The organism is Pseudomonas coleopterorum, from assembly GCF_900105555.1.
Classification (GTDB): Bacteria; Pseudomonadota; Gammaproteobacteria; order Pseudomonadales; family Pseudomonadaceae; genus Aquipseudomonas; species Aquipseudomonas coleopterorum.
Genome location: NZ_FNTZ01000001.1, coordinates 354,972 through 369,281 on the forward strand (window position 1 = coordinate 354,972; position 14,310 = coordinate 369,281).

The 14,310-nt window shown below is 64.1% G+C and carries 13 protein-coding genes; 7 read left to right on the top strand and 6 right to left on the bottom strand.

What is annotated here, in order from left to right:
* Positions 1 to 2,136, bottom strand: a complete 2,136-nt coding sequence (locus tag BLV18_RS01580; protein ID WP_244156918.1) for a TonB-dependent receptor — start codon at positions 2,134 to 2,136, stop codon at positions 1 to 3.
* 255 nt (positions 2,137 to 2,391) lie between these two features.
* On the opposite strand from BLV18_RS01580, the gene BLV18_RS01585 reads away from it, so the two are divergent.
* From BLV18_RS01585 to BLV18_RS01595, 3 genes are all read left to right on the top strand, one after another.
* Positions 2,392 to 3,429 carry a LacI family DNA-binding transcriptional regulator gene (locus BLV18_RS01585; protein ID WP_090355761.1) on the top strand — a complete coding sequence of 346 codons (1,038 nt, stop codon included), beginning with the start codon at positions 2,392 to 2,394 and terminating at the stop codon, positions 3,427 to 3,429.
* Positions 3,430 to 3,578: 149 nt separating this feature from the next.
* The gene (locus tag BLV18_RS01590; RefSeq protein WP_090355764.1) at positions 3,579 to 3,818 is read left to right on the top strand and encodes a type II toxin-antitoxin system Phd/YefM family antitoxin; all 240 of its coding nucleotides are present in this window, start codon (positions 3,579 to 3,581) and stop codon (positions 3,816 to 3,818) included.
* Positions 3,815 to 4,201, top strand: coding sequence for a type II toxin-antitoxin system VapC family toxin (locus BLV18_RS01595; RefSeq protein WP_049862083.1), 387 nt, complete (start codon positions 3,815 to 3,817; stop codon positions 4,199 to 4,201). Before BLV18_RS01590 ends, BLV18_RS01595 begins: the two co-directional genes overlap by 4 nt.
* A gap of 6 nt (positions 4,202 to 4,207) precedes the next feature.
* Here BLV18_RS01595 and bioD read toward each other — a convergent pair whose 3' ends face one another.
* The 5 genes from bioD to bioB all read right to left on the bottom strand — a co-directional run bounded on the left by bioD (position 4,208) and on the right by bioB (position 8,768).
* On the bottom strand, positions 4,208 to 4,888 hold the full coding sequence (gene bioD / locus BLV18_RS01600; protein ID WP_090355768.1) for a dethiobiotin synthase: 681 nt from the start codon (positions 4,886 to 4,888) through the stop codon (positions 4,208 to 4,210).
* Positions 4,885 to 5,676, bottom strand: a complete 792-nt coding sequence (gene bioC / locus BLV18_RS01605; RefSeq protein ID WP_244156795.1) for a malonyl-ACP O-methyltransferase BioC — start codon at positions 5,674 to 5,676, stop codon at positions 4,885 to 4,887. The genes bioD and bioC overlap by 4 nt, the downstream gene beginning before the upstream one ends.
* 100 nt (positions 5,677 to 5,776) lie before the next feature.
* Positions 5,777 to 6,493 (bottom strand): alpha/beta fold hydrolase, encoded by a 717-nt coding sequence (locus BLV18_RS01610; RefSeq protein WP_090355775.1) that lies wholly within the window; start codon positions 6,491 to 6,493, stop codon positions 5,777 to 5,779.
* Positions 6,486 to 7,658: an 8-amino-7-oxononanoate synthase gene (gene bioF / locus BLV18_RS01615; protein ID WP_090355778.1), complete on the bottom strand. Its 1,173-nt coding sequence runs from the start codon at positions 7,656 to 7,658 to the stop codon at positions 6,486 to 6,488. The genes BLV18_RS01610 and bioF overlap by 8 nt, the downstream gene beginning before the upstream one ends.
* Before the next feature lie 51 nt (positions 7,659 to 7,709).
* Positions 7,710 to 8,768: a biotin synthase BioB gene (gene bioB / locus BLV18_RS01620; protein WP_090355782.1), complete on the bottom strand. Its 1,059-nt coding sequence runs from the start codon at positions 8,766 to 8,768 to the stop codon at positions 7,710 to 7,712.
* A 100-nt stretch (positions 8,769 to 8,868) separates the two neighbouring features.
* On the opposite strand from bioB, the gene BLV18_RS01625 reads away from it, so the two are divergent.
* The 4 genes from BLV18_RS01625 (at position 8,869) to BLV18_RS01640 (ending at position 14,228) form a co-directional block, all read left to right on the top strand.
* The gene (locus BLV18_RS01625) at positions 8,869 to 9,600 is read left to right on the top strand and encodes a ComFC family protein (protein ID WP_090355785.1); all 732 of its coding nucleotides are present in this window, start codon (positions 8,869 to 8,871) and stop codon (positions 9,598 to 9,600) included.
* A gap of 9 nt (positions 9,601 to 9,609) precedes the next feature.
* Positions 9,610 to 10,359, top strand: coding sequence for a TOBE domain-containing protein (locus BLV18_RS01630; protein WP_090355787.1), 750 nt, complete (start codon positions 9,610 to 9,612; stop codon positions 10,357 to 10,359).
* Between the two features lie 202 nt (positions 10,360 to 10,561).
* Positions 10,562 to 12,367 (top strand): phenylacyl-CoA dehydrogenase, encoded by a 1,806-nt coding sequence (locus tag BLV18_RS01635; protein WP_049862075.1) that lies wholly within the window; start codon positions 10,562 to 10,564, stop codon positions 12,365 to 12,367.
* Between the two features lie 85 nt (positions 12,368 to 12,452).
* On the top strand, positions 12,453 to 14,228 hold the full coding sequence (locus BLV18_RS01640) for an acyl-CoA dehydrogenase C-terminal domain-containing protein (protein ID WP_090355791.1): 1,776 nt from the start codon (positions 12,453 to 12,455) through the stop codon (positions 14,226 to 14,228).
* Positions 14,229 to 14,310 lie beyond the last annotated feature (82 nt).

The following is a 14,310-nucleotide window of genomic DNA, read 5'->3' on the forward strand; positions in this document are numbered from 1 at the left end:
TCAGAAATCCTTGCGCAGTTGCACGCCGAAGTAGCGCTCGTCATCACGAGGCACGGCGCGGTAGATATAGCCGCTGCCACTGGCCAGCATCGGCGAGTAGGACTTGTCGGCCAGGTTCTTGCCCAGCAACGCGACACGCCAGCCATTGGTGTAGTCGGCCAAGGCGATGCTGGCATTCCAGATGCCATAGGCACCTTGCTTGGTGTCCGGGTTCTGGCTGATGTCGTACTGCACTTCGCTCTGCCAGCTGTAATCGGTCCCCAGCTCAACATCCAGGCCATTGGCCAATGGAATGCTGTAGTCGGCGCGCACGTAGCTCTTCCAGTCGGGGCTGTAGGGCAGGGTCTTGCCGTCGACGTTGCAGGAAGCGGCCGCGCCGGCCGGGCAACTGAACTGATCGATGCGCGCACGGGTGTAGGCCAGTGCGCCGGACAGCTTGAGGTTCTGCGTGGCCTGCAGGGCGTAGTCCAGCTCGACGCCCTCGGTGCTGACGCTGCCGGCGTTGATCAGACGGGTCACCACCTGATTGGCCACGGTGTCGAAGAAGTTCGCCTGGTAGTTGTCGTACTCGCTGTGAAAGACCGCCAGATTGCTGGTCAGGCGATTGTCCCAGGCGCTGGCCTTGATCCCCGCTTCCCAGGTGTTGGAGGTTTCCGGCTTGAGCGCGTCGGTGTCGCGCGGCTGCATGTTGAAGAACACGTTGTAGGCAGGGCCTTTGTATCCACGCGAATAGGTGACATAAGCCATGACCTCGTCACTGAGGTCGTACTGCACGCCCAGTCGTCCGGACCAGCCATCCTCATCCACCGAGCCTGAGCTGCGGGTGCCTGGCTGGATGCCGCTGACGGTGGTGGCCGAGGTCGACACGCGACGGTGATCGTATTCCAGGTCGTCGTGGGTCCAGCGCAGGCCGGCGATGCCGCGCAGCCGCGAGGTGAAGTTGAGGGTGGTCTCACCGAAGGCCGAGTAGCTGTCGCTGGTGGTGGTGTAGTCGGCCACGCCGCGCTGGCTGCCGGTCGGTGTCACCAAGGTGCGGCGGTAGGTTTCGTCATCCTTGCCGTGCATGTAGAACAGTCCGCCGACGTACTCCACGAACTCGCCCTTGGGCGAGGCCAGGCGAACTTCCTGCGAGTACTGGTCGTAGCTCAGGTCGCCCTTGTCTTCCGTGCCGGGGAAGGCGCTGGTGATGGTCGCCAGGCGGTCGCCGTCCTGCCATTGGGTGTTGTCCCAGCCGCGCCAGGCGGTGATCGAGGTCAGGGTGTAGTCGCCCAGGTTCCAGTCCAACTGGGCCGACAGACCCTTGTTGATGTCCTCGACATGGCTGCGGTAGTCGCTGGCGATATCACGGCTGTGGCCGCTGGCCGACACCGGCGCCAGGGCGCCCGCGAACGCAGGGGTCAGTGCCTTGCTGACGACGCCATTGGGCGCATCGTCGTGGCTCTGCATGTAATCGGCGGCCAAGGTAAGCGTGAGGTCGTCATTGGGGGTGAACTCGAGCTTCCCACGCACACCCTTGCGGTTGTAGCCGTTGACTTCGTGACCATTGGCGCGGTTGTCGACGTTGCCGTCGTAGCTGCCGAACAGCGTGGTCAGCGAGCCCTTGAGGGTGTCGGGGATCAGGCTGCCACCGATGCCGAAGCGGGTGCGGCTTTCGTTGCCGCTGTAGTACGACTGGTCGATATAGCCGTGGGTCTCTTCGGTGGGCGCCTTGGTCACGATGTTCAACACGCCGGCCGAGGCGTTCTTGCCGAACAGCGTGCCTTGCGGGCCGCGCAGCACTTCGATGCGTTCCAGATCCAACAGGTCCAGGGTGGCCTGGCCGGGGCGCCCGTAAACCACGCCATCGATGACCGTGGCCACGGTGGGCTCCACGCCGGGTGAGGTGGAAATGGTGCCCACCCCACGGATGAACAGCGAGGTGTCCTTGTTCGAGGCGCCGGTGCGGAAATTCAGGCTGGGCACCTGTTGCACGATGCTCGCAACGCCGTTGCGGTTGTCCCGTTCCAGCTGCTCGCCGTCGACCACCGACACCGCCACCGGCACTTTCTGCAGCGACTCGGCGCGCCGCGTGGCGGTGACCGTGACGGCTTGCAGGCTGACCGACTCTTCATCGCCCTGAGCGGCAAAGGCGGGCATTGCGCCCAGGGCGATGGCCGCAGCGACGGCCTGGGACAATACGGAAGTCTTGATCGCGAAAGATTGACGCTGTGGCATGGCGGGTCGCTCGAACAGGGGCTGGACATTGTTTTGATTGGCGCAGCATTCGCTCGAGCGAGTAGCAGACAGGTCAGCTGGTTAGCGCTAACATGGCGAATAGTGGCGATCAACGCTTATACGGTCAAATACCGTAATCTCTACTGTTTATGGTTTTTAGTTATTAGAGGCGGGCAGATGACCGATCCCAAGCACCAGCGCAAGCGCCGTGGTGCTGGCCGCGTGACACTGGCCAGCGTGGCCACCTACGCGGGGGTCTCTGCCATGACCGTATCGCGGTATTTCAATCAACCGGACCTGGTATCGGACGAGCATCGGCAGCGCATCGCTCAGGCGGTGACCGAGCTGGGTTATGTTCCCAATCTGGTGGCCGGGGGGCTGGCGTCGGCGCGGGGCAAGATCGTCGGCATGGTCATCCCGAACATTTCCGGGCCGATCTTCGCCCATACCATTCAAGGCTTCAGCGATACCTTGAGCAGGCATGGCTACCAAGTCCTGCTGGCGTCCAGCTATTTCAGCGCCGAGCAGGAGGAGAACGCTGTGCGTGCCTTCCTTGGCTGGTCGCCTGCGGCCCTGGTGCTGACCAGCCACTTCCACAGCGTCGGCACCGAGAAGATGCTGGCCCAAGCGCAGATACCGTTGGTGGAAACCTGGGACTATCAACCCGAACGCGCGCCGATGCAGATCGGCTTCTCGCATGCTCAGGTGGGCGTCACTTCGGTGCGCTATCTCTACGGCGAAGGCTACCGGCGCATCGCCTTCGTCCAGAACAGCGCAGCGGGCGACTTGAGTGCTCTCGAGCGTCGAGACGGCTATGCCGCGACGCTGGCCGAGCTGGGCCTGGAACCCCAGGTGTTCGCTCCCGATCCCTCCCTGGCGCCTTTCGAAGCCGGCAAACAGGCCCTCCATGCCCTGATGGCGAGCGAGCAGCCACCGGATGCGATCATCTTCGCCAACGACAACCTGGCCGCCGGGGGCTTGCTGGCGGCCCAGCGCGCCGGGCTGCGCATTCCACAGGACTGCGCGGTGATGGGCTTCGGCGACTACCCCTTCGCCGAAATGCTCCTGCCCAGCCTGACCACCATCAGGCCGCCTGCGCTGCAGATTGGCGTGCTGGCAGCCACGCGTGTCCTGCAAAGCCTGGGCATCATCGAGGGCGAGCCGCCGCATCTGGAGCTGCTCGACTGCGAACTTGTGGCGCGGGAGAGCAGTTGATACGCAAAGCGGCCTTCGACTTCGCACCTGCGTTTGAAAATGACACACAAGAATGCATTAGCTAACACGTCGGGCTAGGCTAGACTTGACATGCATCGCATGGTTTTGCCTTGCACAGATCGTTTGTCCTGCCAAGGGAGTCGCCACCAATGGCCATCCACAACATTCACGACGCTAAGAGCAATCTGTCGCGCTTGCTCGAACAAGCCGCAGCCGGTGAAGTGGTGGTCATCGCCAAGGCCGGCAAGCCCATTGCCAAGCTGGTGGCCTATGATGCGCCAGAGCCGCGCGAAGCAAAGCGTATCGGTTTCATGCTTGATCTTGTGGTTCCGGAAGACTTTGATGAGCTCGACAATGAGGTCACCACTCTCTTCGAGGGCAAGGTGTGAAGTTACTGCTCGACACGCATATCCTGATCTGGGTCGCCAAGGACAGCCCAATGCTTTCCTCAAAAGCTCGATCCTTGATCGCCAATCTGGATCATGAGGTTTACTTCAGCGCGGCAAGCCTATGGGAAGTGGCTATCAAAAACGGCCTTAGCCGCAGCGGCATAGTGATCGATACGGTGGGTCTGCGCCGTCAGCTATTGCTCAATGGCTACCACGAACTGCCGATCACGGCAGCCCATGGCATGGCCGTTGAAAAGCTGCCGCCCATTCACCGCGATCCATTCGACCGCCTGCTGTTTGCCCAAGCCACTCTGGAAAGCATGCAGCTACTGACGGCCGACGCACTGTTGAGTCAATACGGCGCACCCGCGTTGCAGGTTTGAGCCTTGCTACCCAAGAAGCTCGATATGCAGATGCTCGGCCACGCTCTGTGCGCTGGCGTTCTTCAGGTAGGGCACGCGACCCAGGCAAGGGGCCGGCAGGCGTTCGGCCAGGGTGGCGAGGTTGTCTTCCAGGCGTGAGGTTTTCGGTTCGATGATGTTGGCCACCCAGCCGGCCAGTTGCAGGCCGTCGCGGGCGATGGCTTCCGCGCTCAGCAGCGCATGGCTGATAGCGCCAAGGCGCACGCCCACCACCAGAATCACCGGCAGCTTCAAGGCAATGGCCAGGTCCGACAGATTGGCCTGGTCGGAGAGCGGCACGCGCCAGCCACCAGCGCCTTCGATCAGGGTGAAGTCGGCCTGCCGGGCCAGCACCTCCCGCATGGGTGCCAACAGCGAGCCGACGGTCAGGGCCACCCCAGCCTCGCGGGCGGCGATGTGGGGGGCGATTGCAGGTTCGAAGGCCACCGGGTTGATCTGCGCGTACTCAAGCTTGAGCGAGCTCTGGGCCATCAAGGCCAACGCGTCGCTGTTGCGCAGGCCCTTGGGGGTCACCTCGCAACCCGAGGCAACGGGCTTCGCGCCCAGCGTGCTCAGGCCCTTGAGGCTGGCAGCGTGCAGCAGGCCAGCGGCCACGGTGGTCTTGCCGATATCCGTGTCAGTACCGGCGATGAAATAGGCGCTCATCAGGATTGTCCTTGCTCGACGGGTTTGCGCAGCACAGCGTAGACCACCTGGTAAGTGGCTGGCAGCCCCTGGGGTGCACGAAAGGCTTCATAGGCTTGCAGCAGACCGAGCATGCGCGCGCGGCCGGTCAGGCCGTCGGGGCGACCGGGGTTGAGGTTGTGCGCGCCCAGGGCCTTGAGCTCATGGGTCAGGCCGCGCACGTCGGCGTAGTGCAGCACATGAGGCACGTTATCCAGGCCCAGCACCTCCAGGCCGCTGTCGGCGCACAGGCGCTGGTAGTCGGCGAATTCACGGAAACGGTTGACGTGCACTCGGCCATCCACCGCTCGCCAGCTTTGCCGCAGCTCGTGCAGCGTGCCCGCGCACAGGCTGGCAAAGGCCAGCACGCCGCCGGGTTGCAAGGTTCTGCGAGCCTCGGCGAGCACGGCGGCGAAGTCGCTGCACCATTGTACCGCCAGGCTGGAATAGATCAGACCACAGCTGCCGTCGCGCAAAGGCAGTTGCTCGGCATCGCCAGCCACATGCCAGGTGGCACCACCCTGTGCCTGCGCGTGGCTGAGCATGCCTTCGGCAATGTCCAGCGCCACGCCGACACGGTTCGGAAAACGCTGGGCCAGAACACGGCTGAAGTAGCCGGTGCCGCTGCCCAGGTCGAGCCATTGCGACGGTTGCAGGCCGTCTGGCAGTCGTGTGAGCAATGAGTGACCCACGTCCCGCTGCAATTGCGCGACGCTGTCATAGCTCGCTGCCGCTTTGGAAAAGGACGCCGCCACCAGCCGCTTGTCCGGCAACCTGAGCGTAGTCTCCCGCCTCACCTCAACTACTGTAGCAGCGGCGCAAGCCGCGTCATCTACCACCTCAACGCCTGCGCCAAGCACACTCCCGTTCCTCTCACTCATGCACAAAGGCCCCAATTGCACCGGCGACCCTATCCGGGTCTTCCAGCATGAACCCATGGCTGGCCTGCTCGACCATGCCGATCTGGGCCTCCGGCACCAGCTTGCGCAATGCACTCACTGCACCGACGGGCACCAGCGAATCGCTTCCGGCAAACAGGTGCAGTTGCGGCCCGGTAAACGCCTGCAACGCGGCACGGGTATCCAGCTCCGCGAGCACGTGCAGGCCCTCGACCAACGTCTGTGTCGAAGCCGGCTCAGCAACCGCCAGTCGCCGAGAAAGCCCGCGCGGATCAGCAGCGCCTTGCGCACAGAGCGATGCGAAGCGCTTCAGCAGGGTTTTTGGATCTGCCTCGCAAGCGGCCAGAAAGGCTTCGAACGTCTCAGCAGGCATTGCATCCGGCCAGTCGGCGCGGGCCACGAAGCAGGGGTTGCTGGCCAGGGTCAACAGGCCAGGGCAGCGTTCACCCCGGCGCGCCGCGAGCTCGGCGGCGAGCATGCCCCCCAGCGACCAGCCGCCCAGCCAGGCACCGTCCGGCAGGCATGCGTCGAGGGCATCCAGCCAACCGGCAAGCCCCGCAGCGTCTGGCGTGGGCAAAGGTTCGATCTGCACCTGCACGGGTTCACCGAGCTGCTGCAGCGCAGCGACCAATGGCTCCAGCGCATCTGTGCCCAGGCCCCAGCCGGGCAGCAGGATCAGGCGATCAGACATGTTCGGCTCCCAGCAACGGGTAGCATTCAGCCAGCGCATCGAGCAATTGCTGCACTTGGGCACTGCTGTGCGCGGCCGAAAGCGTCACCCGCAACCGCGCACTGCCGGCAGGCACGGTCGGCGGACGTATGGCCGTGACCAGCAATCCGCGCTCGCGCAACAACTGGGACAAGCGCAAGGCACGTCCGGCATCGCCGACCAGAATCGGCTGAATGGGCGTGAAACTGTCCATCAAGGTCAGGCCCAACTGAGCAGCGCCGTGTCGGAACTGGGTGATCAGGCTCGCCAGGTGTTCGCGCCGCCAGTGTTCGCTGCGCAGCAGTTGCAGGCTGCGCAAGGTAGCGCAGGCCAGCGCCGGTGGCTGGCTGGTCGTGTAGATGTAAGGCCGAGCGAACTGCACCAGGGTCTCGATCAGTTCCTCGCTGCCCGCCACGAACGCGCCTGCGGTGCCAAAGCCCTTGCCCAGGGTACCGACCAGCACTTGCACATCGTCCATCCCCAGCCCGAAATGCTCGACGATACCGCCGCCGGTAGCGCCCAGGGCACCGAACCCGTGGGCGTCGTCGACCAGCAGCCAGGCGCCCTTGGCCCGCGCAACGGCTGCCAGTCGTGGCAGCTCGGCGAGGTCGCCGTCCATGCTGAACACACCATCGGTCACCACGAGCGTGTTGCCGACGGCTTTGGCCAGACGTGTTTCCAGGCTGGCGGCATCATTGTGCAGATAACGGCTGAAGCGCGCGCCGCTGAGCAGGCCGGCGTCCAGCAGCGAGGCGTGGTTCAGACGGTCCTGCAACACGCTATCGCCTTGCCCCACCAAGGCAGTGACCGCCCCCAGATTGGCCATGTAGCCGGTGGAGAACAGCAGCGCCCGCGGGCGGCCGGTGAATTCAGCCAGGGCTTCTTCCAGCGCATGGTGAGGGCTGCTGTGGCCAACCACCAGATGGGACGCGCCGCCCCCCACGCCCCAGCGCTCGGCGCCCTCGCGCCAAGCCTTGATCACGTCGGGGTGGTTGGCCAGACCCAGGTAGTCGTTGCTGCAGAAGGCCAGCAGCGGTTGGCCATCGACCACCACGCGCGGCCCTTGCGGGCTTTGCAGCAATGGACGCTGACGATAGAGGTCGGCGGCGCGGCGCTCGGCCAGGCGCGCGCTGAGGTCGAAGGGCATGCAGGCCTCGAATGGCAGTGGATGAACGCCGGCGACGCGGCCGGCGCAGGGTCAGGCGGAGGCGGCGTCGTAGAACAGGTCGCTGCTCTTCTGTTCGACCAGGGCCTGTTCGATGGCCGCTTGATGGACTTCGTCAGCGTGTTCTTCGCGCGCTTCTGGGGCGATCCCGAGGCGGGCGAACAACTGCATGTCCTTGTCCGCCTGCGGGTTGGCGGTGGTCAGCAGCTTGTCGCCGTAGAAGATCGAATTGGCCCCGGCCAGGAAGGCCAGTGCCTGCATCTGCTCGTTCATCGCTTCACGCCCGGCGGACAGACGCACGTGGGATTGCGGCATGAGAATGCGCGCCACGGCCAGCATGCGGATGAAGTCGAACGGATCGACATCCTCGGCGTTCTCGAGCGGGGTGCCGGCGACCTTCACCAGCATGTTGATCGGCACCGACTCGGGATGCTCCGGCAGGTTGGCCAGCTGGATCAGCAGCCCGGCGCGGTCGTCCAGCGACTCGCCCATGCCCAGAATGCCGCCCGAGCAGATCTTCATGCCGGCGTCGCGCACGTGGGCCAGGGTCTGCAGGCGCTCGCTGTAGGTGCGGGTGGTGATGATGCTGCCGTAGAACTCCGGCGAGGTGTCCAGGTTGTGGTTGTAGTAGTCCAGCCCGGCCTGGGCCAGGGCCCTGGTCTGGTCTTCGTCCAGCCGGCCCAGGGTCATGCAGGTTTCCAGGCCCATGGCCTTGACCCCGGCAACCATCTGCAACACATATGGCATGTCCTTGGCCGAGGGGTGCTTCCAGGCCGCGCCCATGCAGAATCGCGTCGAACCGATCGCCTTGGCGCGGGCGGCTTCTTCGAGCACCTTCTGCACTTCCATCAGCTTTTCTTTTTCCAGCCCGGTGTTGTAGTGCCCCGACTGCGGACAGTATTTGCAGTCCTCAGGGCAGGCGCCGGTCTTGATCGACAGCAGGGTCGAGACCTGAACCCGATTGGGATCGAAATGCGCGCGATGCACGCTTTGCGCCTGAAACAGCAGGTCGTTGAAAGGCTGCACGAACAGCGCCTTGACCTCGGCCAGGGTCCAGTCGTGACGAACGGTTGCAGTTGTACTGGCGCTCATCGGCGATTCCTTGTTTATGCTCGGTCAAGTCCAGGACACGGAATGTCCATGGGCGCAACGCGGCTATTGAGTCGAATGCGGGCATGATTAAGGAAGCGCGATGTACTGTCAACCTGCTGTCAATACCTCGGTTTACAAGTGGATAAAAAGTGATCAGTCCTGCTTGCTGTGTGATGGCGCTTCGGGTAACCCCTATGCGCTCTGCGAGGCCTGCGAATGCGATCTGCCCTGGCTGGACGAGCAATGTGTGGTGTGTGCCCTGCCGCTGGCCATGAGCGGATTCACCTGCGCCCCGTGCCGGCGCCGTCCGCCCGCCTTCGAGAAGGTGGAAACCCCCTGGCATTACGGTTTCCCCGTCGACAGCCTGATCACGCGTTTCAAGCACAACAGCCAATGGCCCTACGGGCGCCTGCTGGCAGAGTTGACCAGCCACTGGCTCGACCATCGTTTCAACGAGGATCTGCCACGCCCGCAATTGCTGATTCCGGTGCCCATGGGCCGCAAACGCCTGCGCAAGCGCGGTTTCAACCAGGCTGAAATGCTCGCTGGCTGGCTGTCCAGGGCGCTGCATATCGACTGCGATTCGACCCTCGTTCAGCGCGCGCTCGAAACACGAGCCCAGCAGGAACTGGGTGCCAAGGCGCGGCTGCACAATCTGCAACACGCTTTTTCCGTGATGCCTGACGCGAGGCTGGAAGGGCTGCACGTGGCCCTGGTCGACGACGTGATCACCACCGGCGCCACGGCCCAGGCCCTGGCGGTGCTGCTGCGCAAGGCGGGTGCCGCGCGCGTGGACGTTTACTGTCTGGCGCGCACGGCCAAGGCCGAGTAGCCTTGAACCATGACCTTGTCCCCCTTGCTGGCCCAACACATCGCACGTCGTCCGCAACGCATCGAGCTGCTGCGGCATATTGCCGAGCAGGGTTCGATCACCCGCGCCGCCAAGGCCGCCGGCCTGAGCTACAAAGGCGCCTGGGACGCCATTGACGAACTCAACAACCTGGCCCATACGCCCCTGGTCGAGCGCGTCGTGGGCGGCAAGGGCGGCGGGGGCGCCCGACTGTCCGAGGAAGGGCAGCGCATGCTGCGCCTTTACGAGAAACTTCAAGCGTTGCAGGCGCAGGTGCTCGAAGCCGCCGATGACGCCAACGACCTCGACCTGCTCGGCCGACTGATGCTGCGCACCAGTGCGCGCAACCAGTTACATGGCCGCGTGAGTGCCATCGAGGCGCAAGGTCGCAACGACCATGTCACCCTTGATCTTGGCGCAGGGCTGAACCTGCGTGCCCAGATCACCCACGACAGCACGCAAACCCTGTCGCTGGCCCCGGGCGCCGGGGTGGTGGCCTTGATCAAGGCCGGTTGGCTCTGCGTGTTGCCGGTGGATGTCGCCGGTGTCCCCGGTCACAACTGCCTGCAAGGGCTCCTGGAGCAGGTTCTGCCCCAGGAGCAGGGGCCCTGTGAAATGCGCATCGGGCTGGCCAATGGGCAGACCCTCTGCGCACTGTCACCGCTTGGACCGGTCCGAGAGGGCGAGCCGGTCAATGTCTGGTTCGATCCTGCCAACGTGCTGCTCGGCACGCCGCTCTAACCCGTACCCTATCCGCTGGAAACCCCGCTGTGCCCATTTCTGCGGGCCGCATTCGCGCTTTTACTGGCAGGCGCGATGCCGTCGTCCGGCGCCGGGCGGGTATTGACTTTGCCCAGGCGTAAACGTATGTTTCAAACACCCGTTTGATAGCGACAACCTGTCGCAGGTCGAACCCATCGGAGTTCAGCAGAGGTTTATCGCTATGTCTGATTACAAGGCCCCCTTGCGTGATATTCGCTTCGTCCGCGACGAGTTGCTCGGCTACGAGGCGCACTATCAAAGCCTGCCCGGTTGCCAGGACGCCACGCCGGACATGGTCGATGCCATCCTCGAAGAAGGCGCCAAGTTCTGTGAACAGGTACTGGCACCGCTGAACCGCGTGGGTGACATCGAAGGCTGCACCTGGAGCGAGGACGGCGTGAAGACGCCGACCGGTTTCAAGGAAGCCTACAAGCAGTTCGTCGAAGGTGGCTGGCCGAGCCTGGCCCATGACGTCGAGCACGGCGGCCAGGGCCTGCCCGAATCCCTCGGGCTTGCGGTCAGCGAGATGATCGGCAGTGCCAACTGGTCCTGGGGCATGTACCCCGGCCTGTCCCATGGCGCCATGAACACCATTTCCGCCCACGGTACCCCCGAGCAGCAGGAGGCCTACCTGACCAAGCTGGTGTCCGGCGAGTGGACCGGCACCATGTGCCTGACCGAGCCGCACTGCGGCACCGACCTGGGCATGCTGCGCACCAAGGCCGAACCCCAGGCCGACGGCAGCTATGCGATCAGCGGCACGAAGATCTTCATCTCTGCCGGCGAACACGACATGGCCGACAACATCGTGCACATCGTCCTGGCACGCCTGCCCGATGCGCCTGCTGGCACCAAAGGCATCTCGCTGTTCATCGTGCCCAAGTTCCTGTCCAACGCAGACGGTTCGATCGGCACGCGCAATGCGGTGAGCTGTGGCTCGCTGGAACACAAGATGGGCATTCACGGCAACGCCACCTGCGTGATGAACTTCGACAGCGCCACCGGCTACCTCATCGGCCCTGCCAACAAGGGCCTCAACTGCATGTTCACCTTCATGAACACCGCGCGCCTGGGTACCGCTCTGCAGGGCCTGGCACACGCCGAAGTGGCGTTCCAGGGTGGTCTGCGTTATGCCCGCGACCGCTTGCAGATGCGCTCGCTCACCGGCCCCAAGGCGCCAGAGAAGGCCGCCGATCCGATCATCGTGCACCCGGACGTGCGCCGTATGCTGCTGACCATCAAGGCCTTCGCCGAAGGCACGCGTGCCATGGTCTATTTCACCGCCAAGCTGGTGGACGTGCTCAAGTTCAGCCAGGACGAGGAAGAGCGCAAACGTGCCGATGCCCTGCTGGCGTTCATGACCCCGATCGCCAAGGCGTTCATGACCGAAGTGGGCTTCGAGGCCGCCAACCACGGCGTGCAGATCTACGGTGGACACGGCTTCATCGCCGAGTGGGGCATGGAGCAGAACGTACGCGACAGCCGCATTTCCATGCTGTACGAAGGCACCACAGGTATCCAGGCGCTCGACCTGCTGGGCCGCAAGGTGCTCATGACCCAGGGCGAGGCGCTCAAGGGCTTCACCCGCATCGTGCACAAGTTCTGCCAGGCCAACGAAGGCAACGAAGCGGTTGCCGAGTTCGTCACACCCTTGGCGCAGTTGAACAAGGAGTGGGGCGAGTTGACCATGAAGGTCGGCATGGCCGCCATGAAGGACCGTGAAGAAGTCGGCGCCGCCTCGGTCGACTACGTGATGTATTCGGGTTACGCCTGCCTGGCCTACTTCTGGGCCGACATGGCTCGCGTGGCGGCGCAGAAACTGGCCGAAGGTCATGGCGATGCGGCGTTCTACACGGCCAAGCTGCAGACTGCGCGCTTCTACTTCCAGCGCATCCTGCCGCGCACCCGCACTCACGTTGCCGCCATGCTGTCCGGCGCAGGCAACCTGATGGCCATGGACGAAGCGCACTTCGGCCTTTCCTACTGACAGGCCAACCAGCCTGCGGCGCGCGTCGACCCGAGCGCGCCGCCCGGCTTTCGAACTTCAGCCCTCGAATTCCTGCGAGTTAGCCATGGCGGACTACAAAGCTCCCTTGCGCGATATGCGCTTTGTTCTGAATGAAGTATTCGACGTCGCCAGTCACTGGGCGCAATTGCCGGGCCTGGCCGACAGCGTCGACGTGGAAACCATGGAGGCGATCCTTGAGGAGGCCGGCAAGGTCACGGCCCAGGCGATCGCACCGTTGAGCCGTGCGGCCGACGAAGAGGGCTGTCATTGGCGCGATACCGTGGTTACCACTCCGGCTGGATTCATCCAGGCCTACCAGACCTATGCCGAGGGCGGCTGGGTCGGCGTCGGCGGCGAGCCTGCCCACGGTGGCATGGGCATGCCCAAGGTGATTTCGGCGCAGGTCGAGGAGATGGTCAACTCGGCCAGCCTGGCGTTCGGCCTGTACCCGATGCTGACGGCCGGGGCCTGCCTGTCCATCGACGCTCACGCCAGCGACGAGCTCAAACGGACCTACCTGCCCAAGATGTATGCGGGCACCTGGGCCGGCTCCATGTGCCTGACCGAAGCCCATGCAGGCACCGACCTCGGCCTGATCCGCACCCGCGCCGAACCGCAGGCCGACGGCAGCTACAAGGTCAGCGGGACGAAGATATTCATCACCGGCGGCGAACACGACCTGACCGAGAACATCATTCACCTGGTGTTGGCCAAGCTTCCCGATGCACCGCCCGGTCCCAAGGGCATCTCGTTGCTGCTGGTGCCCAAGTTCATGGTCGATGCCGACGGCAACCTGGGCGCGCGAAATGCCGTGTCGTGCGGTTCCATCGAGCACAAGATGGGCATTCAGGCCTCGGCCACCTGTGTGATGAACTTCGACGGCGCTACCGGTTACCTGGTCGGCGAGGCGAACAAGGGCCTGGCGGCCATGTTCACCATGATGAATTACGAGCGCCTGGGGGTCGGTATCCAGGGTCTGGCGTCGGCCGAGCGCTCCTACCAGAACGCCGTGGAATATGCCCGCGACCGGCTGCAAAGTCGCTCACCCAGCGGTGCTGCCCAGCCCGACAAGATGGCCGACCCGATCATCGTCCACCCGGACGTGCGGCGCATGCTGCTGACCATGAAGGCCTGCAACGAAGGCGGGCGTGCCTTTTCCACCTACGTTGCGTTGCAACTGGACACGGCCAAGTACAGCGAAGATCCGGCCACGCGCAAGCGCGCCGAGGACATGGTCGCTTTGCTGACACCGGTGGCCAAGGCGTTCCTGACCGACCTGGGCCTGGAAACCACTGTGCATGGGCAGCAGATATTCGGCGGCCACGGCTATATCCGTGAATGGGGCCAGGAGCAGCTGGTCCGCGATGTGCGCATCACCCAGATCTACGAAGGCACCAACGGTATCCAGGCGCTGGACCTGATGGGGCGCAAGGTCGTGGGCAACAGCGGCGCGTTCTATCAGCTGTTCTCCGAGGAGGTACGGGCTTACGCGACCCAGGCCGAAGGCGCATTGCAGGAGTTCACCCAGCCGTTGATCCAGGCGTTGGACCGTCTGGATGCGCTGACCGCCGGGGTGCTGGACCGGGCCGGGAACGATCCGCGCGAGATTGGTGCTGCGTCCGTCGAGTACCTGCAGGCCTTCGGCTACACCGCCTATGCCTACATGTGGGCAAGGATGGCCGGCGCCGCGCTGGGCCGGCAGGACGAGGCGTTCTACGCCAGCAAGCTAGGCACGGCGCGGTTTTATTTCGCGCGTTTGCTGCCGCGGGTTCACTCGCTGGCGGCCGCCGTCGATGCCGGCAGTACGTCGCTGTTTCTGCTGGATGAGGCGCAGTTCTGACGGTGTAAGCTTTGGCTTACGTTACGCGGCGTCTTTGAGCTATATCCGAAGATTGGATCCACGGTTAATCTTCTCTCCAAGG

Bases quoted from the DNA above. Each gene is read 5' to 3' on its own strand.
- BLV18_RS01580 (WP_244156918.1), bottom strand. From the start codon at position 2,136: ATGCCCGCCTTTGCCGCTCAGGGCGATGAAGAGTCGGTCAGCCTGCAA.
- BLV18_RS01585 (WP_090355761.1), top strand. From the start codon at position 2,392: ATGACCGATCCCAAGCACCAGCGCAAGCGCCGTGGTGCTGGCCGCGTG.
- BLV18_RS01590 (WP_090355764.1), top strand. From the start codon at position 3,579: ATGGCCATCCACAACATTCACGACGCTAAGAGCAATCTGTCGCGCTTG.
- BLV18_RS01610 (WP_090355775.1), bottom strand. From the start codon at position 6,493: ATGTCTGATCGCCTGATCCTGCTGCCCGGCTGGGGCCTGGGCACAGAT.
- bioF (WP_090355778.1), bottom strand. From the start codon at position 7,658: ATGCCCTTCGACCTCAGCGCGCGCCTGGCCGAGCGCCGCGCCGCCGAC.
- bioB (WP_090355782.1), bottom strand. From the start codon at position 8,768: ATGAGCGCCAGTACAACTGCAACCGTTCGTCACGACTGGACCCTGGCC.
- BLV18_RS01625 (WP_090355785.1), top strand. From the start codon at position 8,869: ATGTACTGTCAACCTGCTGTCAATACCTCGGTTTACAAGTGGATAAAA.
- BLV18_RS01630 (WP_090355787.1), top strand. From the start codon at position 9,610: ATGACCTTGTCCCCCTTGCTGGCCCAACACATCGCACGTCGTCCGCAA.
- BLV18_RS01635 (WP_049862075.1), top strand. From the start codon at position 10,562: ATGTCTGATTACAAGGCCCCCTTGCGTGATATTCGCTTCGTCCGCGAC.
- BLV18_RS01640 (WP_090355791.1), top strand. From the start codon at position 12,453: ATGGCGGACTACAAAGCTCCCTTGCGCGATATGCGCTTTGTTCTGAAT.